At 42.6% G+C, this 10,163-nt stretch carries 12 protein-coding genes; 5 read left to right on the top strand and 7 right to left on the bottom strand.

Annotated features, from left to right (window positions below; all coding sequences use genetic code 11):
- From Q4B82_RS01695 to Q4B82_RS01680, 4 genes are all read right to left on the bottom strand, one after another.
- The coding region (locus Q4B82_RS01695; protein ID WP_303064698.1) for an L-fuconate dehydratase at positions 1-1,264 on the bottom strand (1,264 nt) is incomplete at its 3' end.
- Between the two features lie 52 nt (positions 1,265-1,316).
- Entirely contained in the window at positions 1,317-2,294 is a 978-nt protein-coding gene (locus tag Q4B82_RS01690) for a bile acid:sodium symporter family protein (RefSeq protein WP_303064697.1), read from the bottom strand.
- A 106-nt stretch (positions 2,295-2,400) separates the two neighbouring features.
- Entirely contained in the window at positions 2,401-3,240 is an 840-nt protein-coding gene (locus Q4B82_RS01685; protein WP_303064696.1) for a fumarylacetoacetate hydrolase family protein, read from the bottom strand.
- Positions 3,241-3,395: 155 nt separating this feature from the next.
- Positions 3,396-4,148, bottom strand: a complete 753-nt coding sequence (locus Q4B82_RS01680; protein WP_303064695.1) for an SDR family oxidoreductase — start codon at positions 4,146-4,148, stop codon at positions 3,396-3,398.
- Between the two features lie 219 nt (positions 4,149-4,367).
- Here Q4B82_RS01680 and Q4B82_RS01675 point away from each other — a divergent pair, with 219 nt between their 5' ends.
- From Q4B82_RS01675 to Q4B82_RS01660, 4 genes are all read left to right on the top strand, one after another.
- On the top strand, positions 4,368-5,075 hold the full coding sequence (locus Q4B82_RS01675; RefSeq protein WP_303064694.1) for a FadR/GntR family transcriptional regulator: 708 nt from the start codon (positions 4,368-4,370) through the stop codon (positions 5,073-5,075).
- Positions 5,076-5,187: 112 nt separating this feature from the next.
- Positions 5,188-5,541 (top strand): hypothetical protein, encoded by a 354-nt coding sequence (locus Q4B82_RS01670; protein ID WP_303064693.1) that lies wholly within the window; start codon positions 5,188-5,190, stop codon positions 5,539-5,541.
- Between the two features lie 238 nt (positions 5,542-5,779).
- Positions 5,780-7,249, top strand: a complete 1,470-nt coding sequence (gene der, locus Q4B82_RS01665) for a ribosome biogenesis GTPase Der (protein ID WP_303064692.1) — start codon at positions 5,780-5,782, stop codon at positions 7,247-7,249.
- A gap of 79 nt (positions 7,250-7,328) precedes the next feature.
- The gene (locus Q4B82_RS01660) at positions 7,329-8,267 is read left to right on the top strand and encodes a hypothetical protein (protein WP_303064691.1); all 939 of its coding nucleotides are present in this window, start codon (positions 7,329-7,331) and stop codon (positions 8,265-8,267) included.
- A 61-nt stretch (positions 8,268-8,328) separates the two neighbouring features.
- Here Q4B82_RS01660 and Q4B82_RS01655 read toward each other — a convergent pair whose 3' ends face one another.
- Genes Q4B82_RS01655 through Q4B82_RS01645 form a run of 3 tightly spaced genes read right to left on the bottom strand, consistent with a single transcriptional unit; the run spans position 8,329 to position 9,243 of the window.
- On the bottom strand, positions 8,329-8,514 hold the full coding sequence (locus tag Q4B82_RS01655; protein WP_034295720.1) for a hypothetical protein: 186 nt from the start codon (positions 8,512-8,514) through the stop codon (positions 8,329-8,331).
- A 12-nt stretch (positions 8,515-8,526) separates the two neighbouring features.
- Complete coding sequence (locus Q4B82_RS01650; RefSeq protein ID WP_303064690.1) at positions 8,527-8,952, bottom strand: hypothetical protein; 426 nt, start codon at positions 8,950-8,952, stop codon at positions 8,527-8,529.
- Positions 8,953-9,012: 60 nt separating this feature from the next.
- Positions 9,013-9,243 carry a hypothetical protein gene (locus tag Q4B82_RS01645; RefSeq protein WP_303064689.1) on the bottom strand — a complete coding sequence of 77 codons (231 nt, stop codon included), beginning with the start codon at positions 9,241-9,243 and terminating at the stop codon, positions 9,013-9,015.
- A gap of 142 nt (positions 9,244-9,385) precedes the next feature.
- On the opposite strand from Q4B82_RS01645, the gene Q4B82_RS01640 reads away from it, so the two are divergent.
- The gene (locus tag Q4B82_RS01640; RefSeq protein ID WP_303064688.1) at positions 9,386-9,796 is read left to right on the top strand and encodes a helix-turn-helix domain-containing protein; all 411 of its coding nucleotides are present in this window, start codon (positions 9,386-9,388) and stop codon (positions 9,794-9,796) included.
- The last annotated feature ends 367 nt before the right edge of the window (positions 9,797-10,163 follow it).

Below are 10,163 nucleotides of genomic sequence, written 5' to 3'. Positions count from 1 at the left end.
ATTCTTTTAATGAACTGTTTTTCATTTCAATAGAAAAACCCGCTTCTTTGGGTGGCATATATGCCGCGTTTTCAATCACACATGGGTGGATAAAATGCTCGTGTAAATGGTCAACGTATTCGGTTACGCGACCTGATTTGTCGCCTGAAAAACACAAATAATCAATCATGGACAAGTGTTGCACATACTCGCAAAGCCCCACACCACCAGCATGTGGGCACACTTTCAAGCCATATTTTGCCGCCATCAACAATACCGCCAAAACCTCATTCACGCCCCCCATGCGACACGCATCAATTTGCACCACGTCAATCGCCTCGCGCATGATAAACTGTTTAAACATCATGCGGTTTTGGCACATTTCGCCAGTTGCCACCTGAATCGGCACAATCGCTTCACGAATGGCGCGGTGCGCTTCCACATCGTCTGGGCTGGTTGGCTCTTCAATAAACCAAGGTTTCGCAAATGCCAATTCCTTAACCCAATCAATCGCTTGCTGACGCTCCCAAACTTGATTTGCGTCTATCATCAAATGGCGTTCATCGCCAATGATTTCACGCGCAATGCGAACACGGCGTTTGTCGTCTTCCAAATTTTGCCCAACTTTCAATTTAACATATTGAAAACCTTCATCAATCGCTTCTTGGCATAAACGCGCCAATTTTTCATCGCTGTAACCCAGCCAGCCTGCCGAAGTGGTGTAGCATGGGTAGCCTTCACGCAATAAAATTTCGGTGCGTTCTGCTTTGCCTTGTGCGGCTTTCGTTAATAAATCAAGGGCTTCTTCGGGCGCGATGCAATCGGTTAAGTATCTGAAATCAATGCAATTTACCAATTCTTCGGGCGACATATCCGCCACCAAACGCCACACGGGTTTGTTTTCCGCTTTCGCCCACAAATCCCACACCGCATTGACCACCGCACCCACCGCCAAGTGCATGGCACCTTTGTCTGGACCAATCCAACGCAGTTGGCTGTCGCCTGTGAGTTTGCGCCAAAATTGTGCAGGTGCTTGTTTGACTTCATCTAAATTCAAGCCCACCACCAAATGCCGCATGGCTTCAATTGCCGCGCAACAAATTTCATTACCACGCCCAATCGTGAATGTTAATCCATGACCATTTAATTCTGAATAATTGGTCTTTAAAATCACATAGGCGGCGGAGTAATCGGGGTCGGGGTTCATCGCGTCCGAGCCGTCCAGTTGTTGCGAAGTGGGGAAACGAATATCCAGCACTTCCATATCGGTGATGGTGATTGTCATGGTATTTTCCTTAAATTTCAGATAAATAAATCATTTTCAAGCTGCCTGAAAATTACTTTATGTGGGCTTTACTTCGTTTTTCCAAAAAATTGAACAAAAATGCCAAAATTGCGCCTGCAATATTGTGCCAAATTGTTGCGACTGCTGCGGGTAAAACGGCTAACGGTGCATAATTGGCATGAGCTAGTGCTGCTGCTAAACCTGCGTTTTGCATACCCACTTCAATGGAAATGGCTCGTCTTTCTTTGTCGTCCAGTTTTGCCCATTTTGCTGCGAAATAGCCCAATAAAAAGCCCAATGCGTTATGTAAAAATACCGCTACAAAAATCAGTAACAATGAACCTTGTAAAATTTTGCCTGTTTTGGACATAATCCCTGCAATCAAAATGGAAAGCACCAACATGGAAATCCAAGGAATATAAGGCAAACATTTTTGCACCACATCACGCAGGAAGTAGCGAACGGTCATGCCCAAAACAACTGGGGCTAAAACCATTTGCAAAACTTGTTTGAACATCGCCCAAAAATCAACTGGCAAATATTTACCCGCAAAAAGCCAAACCAAAACAGGCGTTAAAATCGGGGCAATTAAAGTGGAAACGCTTGTCATCGTAATTGACAACGCCACATTACCACGCGCCAAATAAGCCACAATGTTGGACGATGCACCACCTGGTGCAGAACCCAATAAAACCATGCCCACAACCAATAAAGGCGGTAGTTGCAATGCGACTGCCACCAACCAACCCAATAATGGCATGATTAAAAATTGCGCCACGCAACCAATCAACACCGCATACGGCATTTTGGCAACACCTTTTAAATCTTCGGTGGTCAGCGTCAAACCCATTGTGAACATCACAACACCAAGCAGGTAAATCACATAAGGATTAATGGGCACAGAAAGCTCAGGTACAAACATACCGAATAAACCAGCCACCAAAATGACAATCGGAAACACAGTTACTGCGCGATAAGCTGAACGTTTTTCATTCTGTTCCATTGTGCTACCCACTAAACTTTTTATCATTTTTATTCAATGACTTATTTTTCAAAAGGCTGGATTTTAGGTAAAATTTTTTTCAGGCTGCCTGAAACGCCTGCACCCAACAAGCAGCCTGAAAAAATCAAATTGTTTAAGCCTGAACGACTTTTTGCGTTTGTTCGCCCAAGCCCTCAATGCCCAAACGCATGGTCTGACCCGCTTGCAAATACACGGGCGGTTTTTGTCCCAAACCCACCCCTGGTGGCGTACCTGTGGAAATCACATCGCCTGCTTGCAAACTCATAAAACGGCTTAAATAACTGATTAAATAAGGAATTTTAAAAATCATGGTATTGGTATTGCCATTTTGATAACGCTTGCCGTCCACTTCCAACCACATTTGTAAATTGTGCGGGTCGGCGATTTCATCTTTCGTTACCAAGTAAGGACCCATCGGCCCGAAAGTGTCGTTGCCCTTGCCTTTGTCCCAAGTGCCGCCGCGTTCCAACTGGTATTCGCGCTCGGAAACATCGTTAATCACGCAGTAGCCAGCCACATAATCCATCGCGTCTTTTTCGTCAATGTAGCGACCGCTTTTGCCAATGACCACGCCCAATTCCACTTCCCAATCCGTTTTTTGCGAGCCGCGTGGGATTTCTACATCGTCATTTGCGCCCACGATTGCGCTTGTCCATTTGTTGAAAATAATCGGTTCTTTGGGAATGGGCGAGTTGGTTTCGGCGGCGTGGTCGGAATAGTTCAAGCCAATGCAGATGAATTTGCCCACATTGCCCACACACGCGCCAATGCGAACGTCATTTGGCACAATCGGCAAAATCTCCAAATTGGTCTGACCAATTTTGGCTAATTCGTGTTCCAACACAAAACCGTTGATGTCCGCCACCACAGACGACAAATCGCGGATATTGCCTTGCTCGTCCAAAATAGCGGGTTTTTCTGCGCCTTTTGCGCCAAAACGAAGTAATTTCATTTGCTTATTCCTTGTTATTTAAATGGTTTTTTTAATTTACCTACGGCGTGCGCTCTGTCGCCGCGCGGCGACTTACTTTTTAAAAAAGTAAGCCAAATAATAAGTAAAACGCAACCGTTTGTGTTGAAAAATTGGGTTTCAGGCTGCCTGAAAATTCAATTTGACCAACCACCGTCAATCACTTGGCAAGTGCCTGTTGTGAAAGCCGATTCATCGCTTGCCAAATAAACGGCTAATGCGGCAATTTCGCTGTCCCGACCAATGCGTCCCATGGGTTGTCGCGCCACAAATGCGGCAAACACTTCTTCAATGGTCTTATTTTGCGCTTTGGCTTGCTCGGCTATGCGTTCATGTAAAGATGGCGATTCCACCGTACCAGGGCAAATCGCGTTGCAACGAATGCCTTGGGTAACATAGTCGGCAGCAACCGATTTGGTCAGACCAATAACAGCCGCTTTGCTCACGCTGTACGCAAAACGATTGGGAACACCTTTCACGCTGGACGCGGCGGACGACATATTGATGATAGAACCACCACCTTGCGCCAACATTTTTGGTAAGACCGCTTGAATGGCGTGAAACATGGTCATCACGTTTAAATCCCATGATTTTTGCATGTCTTGTGCGCTGCTTGCCAACACATCGCCAGCCGCCACCCAGCCTGCACAGTTAAACAAAACATCAATTTTGTCTAATTTTTCAAAGAATTGGCTGAACTTTTCCGCTTCCAATAAATTGATGGCGTGAATGTGAATGTTCTCGTGTTCGGCTTTCAGCGATTGCAAGGCGGTTTCGTTGATGTCCAACGCCCAAACTTGTGCGCCTTCTTGCGCGTAGGCGAGTGCGGAAGCGCGTCCAATGCCTTGCCCTGCGGCGGTTACGACACAAATTTTATCTTTTAAACGCATGATGTTAATCCTTGTTGTCAAATGTAATGAAATGTAGTCTAATCCAATTCAATCCATTTGACAACTGGTCTGTACAATTCATTCAATAAAATGAATTAACATCATCAGTTTTTTGGAAAATTTAATTAAAATCATAAAAAAATCATCTTGTTAAATTAAAATTTGTGTTTTAAAATACCAAAAATAAAATTATTCATACCGATAATAGGTTAGACCATTATGCCAAATACAACCGTAAACCAAATTGATACACCGCGTGTATATCAAAAAATCGCCCATTATGTACGCGAAAAAATACAAAAAGGTGAATGGAAAAACGGTACCACACTGCCCAGTGAACGTGATTTGGCAAAACAGTTAAATGTCAGCCGCACTTCGGTGCGAGAAGCGATTATTGCACTGGAAGTTTCGGGCTGGGTTGAAGTAAAAATGGGAAGTGGTGTGTATGTCAAAAATCCCATATCAAAATACAATGATTTGAATTTAAATGATATTTCCCCTTTTTCTTTACTGCAAGCCCGTTTGTTAATTGAACCAGAAACCGCCGCTCTTGCCGCTCATAATATGAATAATGATGCGTTATTGGCAATCAAACAGGCCTATTTAATGAATGTGTCCGACAACATCATGGGTTCAACCACGCACGATGGCGACCGCTTGTTTCACATTCGCATTGCGGAAAGTTGTGGCAATGATGCTTATCCTTTGATTTTAAAAAGATTACTTAATGAACAATCCAGCAAATTATTTACCGCCTTACGCCGACTTTACACGCCAAGCGATATGGCAATGCGTTCACAACAAGAACACTATGCGATTTTAACTGCTTTGGAACAACGTGATGCGGTAGCAGCACGTTTGGCAATGCAAACGCATTTGGAAAATGTCATTAACATTTTTATCCGTGGGCAAGAAAAAAATGATTGAAAAATAAATGGGTTTTGTGTTTCAGGCAGCCACATAAATTCAGGTTGCCTGAAAATATTTTTTGATTAACCTTGTATATTTTTAAATACACCTGCTTGTTGCGAGAAACACGATGCAAAACTGGGATAAAGTTTACCAAGACAATCATTTGTCTTTAATGAAAATCCACATTGGCTTGGCGATTTTTTATGTGCTGATGATGGGGGCTATGCTGTTTTTGCTGTTTTATGATGTCTCATTCAGTCAAATTAATTTAGGTAACTTTTTATTTTTATTGATGATTTTGATGACACCCATTGGTTTACATTTGGCTTTGGCGCATGGTGCGCGTCAAAAATCGGAATTGTCGCGGCGACTGTCTATGGCTGTGTTTATTTTGATTTTTTTGATTTTTCCGATTGGCAGTATTTTTTCGGTGTGTGTGGGTTTTCCTGCATTGCAATGGGAAGATGGACAGTCGAATTGAATTTTCTTAATGGAGCATTGCTCAAGCAGCCTGAAATTGAAATTTATGCTAAAATAATGAAATAAAAACCGATTTTCAGGCAGCCTACCCTTTTCAGGCTGCCTGAAAATATTTTGATGAATTTTGTGTATGTTCAAATACACCTGCTTGCTGCCTGAAATGTGGAAATGTAGGGTGCCAACTTGTTGCACCCTACGCACAGTCCTTTCAGGCAGCCTGAAACAGAGAAAGCAAAAACATGAAACCAACCATCGCCCTAGTTGGCAGACCCAATGTCGGCAAATCCACCTTATTCAACCGCTTAACGCGCACCAAAGACGCCCTCGTTCACGACCTGCCAGGTTTAACGCGCGACCGCCATTATGGACACGGACGTGTCGGCAGCAAACCCTATCTGGTTGTGGACACAGGCGGTTTTGAGCCTGTGGTGGACAGCGGCATTTTGCACGAAATGGCAAAACAAACCCTGCAAGCCATTGACGAAGCCGATGCCGTGATTTTTCTGGTGGACGCGCGCACTGGCTTGACCCCACAAGACAAAATCATCGCCGACCGCTTGCGCCAAAGTCCGCGCCCCGTGTTTTTGGCGGTCAATAAAGGCGAAGGCGGCAACCGCCCCGTTTTGGCAGCCGAATTTTACGAATTGGCTTTGGGCGAACCCCATGTGATTTCAGGGGCGCATGGCGATGGCGTTTACCATTTGATTGAAGATGTGTTGGAAAAATTCCCCGAAGCAGAAGACGAACAGCCTGAAAACCACCACCCCACTTTCGCCATTATCGGTCGCCCCAACGTGGGCAAATCCACGTTGGTGAATGCGATTTTGGGCGAAGAGCGCGTGATTGCGTTTGACATGGCTGGCACAACGCGCGACAGCATACACATTGATTTTGAACGCGAAAACAAGCCGTTCACGATTATTGACACGGCTGGCGTGCGCAGACGCGGCAAAGTAGATGAAGCGGTGGAAAAATTCTCCGTGATTAAAGCCATGCAAGCGATTGAAGCCGCCAATGTTGCCGTGCTGGTGCTGGACGCGCAACAGGACATTGCCGACCAAGACGCAACCATCGCAGGTTTCGCGCTGGAAGCAGGACGCGCATTGGTGGTTGCCGTGAATAAGTGGGACGGCATTTCCGAAGAACGCCGCAACGACATCAAGCGCGATATTGCGCGTAAACTGTATTTCCTTGATTTTGCGAAATTTCATTACATTTCCGCACTCAAAGAAAAAGGCATTGATGGCTTGTTTGAAAGCATTCAGGCTGCCTACGATGCCGCGTTCATCAAAATGCCCACGCCCAAAATCACGCGCGTTTTGCAAACGGCTGTGGAACGCCAGCAACCGCCACGTGCAGGTTTGGTGCGCCCGAAAATGCGCTATGCCCACCAAGGCGGCAGCAATCCGCCTGTGATTGTGATACACGGCAATTCTTTGCACGCGATTGGCGACAGCTACACGCGCTACCTGACGCAGACTTTCCGTAAGGCGTTCAATTTACAGGGAACGCCATTGCGGATTCAGTATAATGTGAGCGAAAATCCGTATGAAGAAACGGCAAAAGAAGTGAAAAACAAACCGTTGAGACGTGTGAGTTTGAGTAACCGCATTGCCAAACGCGAAGGGCGCAAAGATGAAAAAGCGCGTAATAGCGGTGGCAAAAGCAAGAAAAAACAGGTTTCCAGTAAGAAACAGTATCAGAAATAAGTGAAAATAAAAATTCAGGCAGCCTAAAAAGATTTTTTCGTTTTCAGGCTGCCTGAAACAGATAAAACGGCAAAATATCATGTTAAATTTATTGAAAAAATCCCTATTTCTGTTTTTCTTTGGTGCAATCACACTCGCGCATGCCCAAACCGCCCAAGTAAATGAAAATGTGAGAATCGGCATCGTGGCGACCAATCCCGATATTGTGCCGAAAAAACAACGTGTTCATTATCAGTCATACACTTTTACCAATCATCAAACACACGAACAAAATATTCCCCATACTATTAAGAAAAAACCGTTGATGAATCAACTTCATATTAAAAAAATATACGCAGGTTTTGATTCGGATATCAATATCCCCACCATTAATATTCACTTGAACCCAAACGGTCGCGCTTTGTTTCATCGCATAACCCAACAGCACAAAGGGAAAACGCTGGCATTTGTAGATACATTGGGACAGAATATTATTTCTGCGCCACGCATCAACGAACCCATTGCAGGTGGAAAAATTCAAATGACAGGCGTTATGTATTCTGAACTCAATGACTTGGTTTCGCGTTTGCAGAAAAAAGTGACAATTCATGAAGTGGTTGAAAAGCCATTTGGGGCAAAATTGGCACATGATGAAATGGTGATGTACCAAAAAAGTGCGCCCACGCCACCGTCTGTCAATTTGTTTATCCATGATAAATTCATATTCAAAAACAATGATTTTTCAAAAATTGAATGGCAACAGGAAACCGCAAAAACCGTTTTTGGTAGCGCAGCCAAAGACATGGAAGAGATGCCTATTCACATCATCATTTTGCATCTCACGCCATCAGCCAAGCAGCAATTGGAAAAATGGAGGGCGCAGAAAAATAACCGTTCACTTGGCGAATGGCTTTTATGGAAACAAGACAATCCATCTATCAATCATTTAAAACATATTGAAATACATGAAGATTATTTCTATTTTTACACTTTATCCGATGATACCGCCCAAGAAATTTGGCAATCATTGACAAAATAATTTCAGGCAGCCTGAAAAAGGGAGAAATCCTTTCAGGCTGCCTGAGTTACAATAAATCCAATTACAAAGCACCACGATTGCGCATACAAGATTTGATTTTGCTGCCACGCGAAAATTCATCGCTGATATGGGCATAATGTTTCGCGCATTCAGCTTGAACTTCGGTACGATTACTTTGTTTAGGGACATCATTTGAAGTACATGCAGTTAAAACCATTATGGTTGTAAAGGCTAAAAACAATTTCATATTTGTCTCCGATTATGGTGGAGTTGAAGAAAGTTTCTGACGAATTTCGGCTAATGTTTGTTTTAATTCAGAATTACTCTCGGCTATTTTATCAAGTGTTGCGCCTTGATTTTTTTGAACAAGTAAGCAAGTAATATTGGCATCATACACCGCTACAACATTTGATAAATTGATTTTGGGATTGTTGGCAGTTTGTTCATGACATTGCTCATAAGCCGTTTGAAATTCATTACTTTTTTCGGGGCTGATTTCGTTGTTTGACAAACCTGCTTTTAAAGGTTCGGGTATCAATGCCTTGATTTCAGGTGCTGCATGATTGATGGCGGTTTGGGTCATATCTTTTGCAACATCTTTGCCACCGTTATCCCAAAAAAATCCACCTACTGCTAAACAACCTGCACCGATTGTTCCTAAAACACCTTTTTTGACATTATTCATAATTGCTTCCATAAAAAAGGCAGTATTAAAATACGATTTTTAAGCTGCCTGAATGATGATTTAGCGATAAACCCAACGATAACCTTCTTTTTGCATGCAATTTGTCAGCATGGCTTTTGCTTTTTCAGTAGAAACATCTCTTGCCATATCAATATCATACTTACATTTGCTGATTTGGCTATCGGTATCGTGAACTGAAACACCATTTTTGTGCCATTGATAACTGCCAGATGCACAAGCAGCCAATAATAAAGAAATGCTGGTCAATACAGCTAACTGATTTAATTTCATAGATATTTCCTTATCAAAAATAAAAAAGTGGGATTTCTTACTTACTTCGCTTAAAATAGCGTTTCGGTTAAATAATTTTACTTAAATTAACCATTTAAACCAGTTACTAAAAAGGCAGTTTTTGAACTGTAAGGACAAAATCATGGAAACCCACGAAAAAATCCGTACCATGCGCGAATTAAATCAATTCACACAAGAAGAAATGGCGGAAAAATTGGCAATGTCGGCAAGTGGTTATGCCAAAATTGAACGCGGTGAAAATTCACCAAACATAGAACGATTACAACAAATTGCGAATATTTTTAAAATTGATGTATCTGATTTAATTAAAAATGATAAAGGACTGGTTATCCAACTGATGAATGACATTACAAGTGGGGATAATAACAGCCCGATTTCCATTTATGCGACTGCCAATGATTTAAATCACGAAATTGAAAAACTCAAATTGATGATTCAACACAAAGACGAACTGCTCGCCCAAAAAGACCGCGAACTTGCCGCCAAAGATGAACTCATCACTTTATTGCGAAAATCAATTCAGGCAGCATAATTTGGATTTTTTGTTGCATTAGACTTCCTGCGAAACCCACGAACTGTTAAAAGATTTGAATGAATTACGAATCCAGTAAAAGTCTTACAAATGTTAAATTTAAAAGATTGGTTGGTGGTGTGTAAAGAAATACATCTGCACATATGCTACACATTTTCCAAGAAGCTTACGTTTAAATACATAAACGTGGTGGACGTATGCCCAAATTGTCAATAGCTCCTTGCACACTTACGAACAAATTACAGCTGATTTTGGCATACATGAAAGTAATTTAATTCGCAGAAATAAATGGGCAGCAGAGATATTGGTGAAAAACGGTTTTCATCTTTCAGGCAAAGATATTGAACATAATGAAACAGTTTTACTT

The organism is Alysiella sp., assembly GCF_030525755.1.
Taxonomy (GTDB): domain Bacteria; phylum Pseudomonadota; class Gammaproteobacteria; order Burkholderiales; family Neisseriaceae; genus Simonsiella.
Note: the sequence above shows the minus strand (reverse complement) of the source record. Positions and strands in the feature narration are given on the sequence as shown.

What these genes read in the sequence shown, in the direction of transcription:
- Q4B82_RS01690 (WP_303064697.1), bottom strand. Translation starts at nt 2,294, where the DNA reads ATGATAAAAAGTTTAGTGGGTAGCACAATGGAACAGAATGAAAAACGT.
- Q4B82_RS01685 (WP_303064696.1), bottom strand. Translation starts at nt 3,240, where the DNA reads ATGAAATTACTTCGTTTTGGCGCAAAAGGCGCAGAAAAACCCGCTATT.
- Q4B82_RS01680 (WP_303064695.1), bottom strand. Translation starts at nt 4,148, where the DNA reads ATGCGTTTAAAAGATAAAATTTGTGTCGTAACCGCCGCAGGGCAAGGC.
- Q4B82_RS01675 (WP_303064694.1), top strand. Translation starts at nt 4,368, where the DNA reads ATGCCAAATACAACCGTAAACCAAATTGATACACCGCGTGTATATCAA.
- Q4B82_RS01670 (WP_303064693.1), top strand. Translation starts at nt 5,188, where the DNA reads ATGCAAAACTGGGATAAAGTTTACCAAGACAATCATTTGTCTTTAATG.
- der (WP_303064692.1), top strand. Translation starts at nt 5,780, where the DNA reads ATGAAACCAACCATCGCCCTAGTTGGCAGACCCAATGTCGGCAAATCC.
- Q4B82_RS01660 (WP_303064691.1), top strand. Translation starts at nt 7,329, where the DNA reads ATGTTAAATTTATTGAAAAAATCCCTATTTCTGTTTTTCTTTGGTGCA.
- Q4B82_RS01655 (WP_034295720.1), bottom strand. Translation starts at nt 8,514, where the DNA reads ATGAAATTGTTTTTAGCCTTTACAACCATAATGGTTTTAACTGCATGT.
- Q4B82_RS01650 (WP_303064690.1), bottom strand. Translation starts at nt 8,952, where the DNA reads ATGAATAATGTCAAAAAAGGTGTTTTAGGAACAATCGGTGCAGGTTGT.
- Q4B82_RS01645 (WP_303064689.1), bottom strand. Translation starts at nt 9,243, where the DNA reads ATGAAATTAAATCAGTTAGCTGTATTGACCAGCATTTCTTTATTATTG.
- Q4B82_RS01640 (WP_303064688.1), top strand. Translation starts at nt 9,386, where the DNA reads ATGGAAACCCACGAAAAAATCCGTACCATGCGCGAATTAAATCAATTC.